Source organism: Bartonella sp. AP58NXGY (assembly GCF_042195785.1).
GTDB lineage: Bacteria > Pseudomonadota > Alphaproteobacteria > Rhizobiales > Rhizobiaceae > Bartonella.
Genome location: NZ_JBHIOY010000090.1, coordinates 1 through 318, shown reverse-complemented (window position 1 = coordinate 318; position 318 = coordinate 1). Strand labels below are relative to the sequence as shown.

Sequence of the window (318 nt, the reverse complement as noted above, 5' to 3'; positions counted from 1 at the left end):
ATTTGATTTACCTTTTGAAGCATTAGGTTTCATGGTTCGTGGAGATTCCATGTATCCTGTGTATAAAGATGGTGATTTAATTGTAGTTAAACATCTGCAAACAAAGCCAGTAAGCGATTATTATGGTGATGAAGTTGTTGTTCTAACAGAAGATAATAGGCGATTCATCAAACAAATTACTCGTTCTCTAGAGGGCATTGTACTTAAATCATGGAATGCAGACCCTATTAAAAATGCTAAGATAAAATGGGTTGGAGAAATAGTTGCAATACTACCACGTAAATCTTATCGTCCACTTATGAAATAATCCCTATAAAG

The 318-nt window shown here is 34.0% G+C and carries 1 protein-coding gene; it reads left to right on the top strand.

The window, feature by feature from the left end; all coding sequences use genetic code 11:
* Nucleotides 1–307, top strand: a 307-nt coding sequence (locus tag ACFINC_RS09635) for a helix-turn-helix transcriptional regulator (RefSeq protein WP_375617070.1), incomplete at its 5' end; no start/stop codon positions are given.
* Nucleotides 308–318 lie beyond the last annotated feature (11 nt).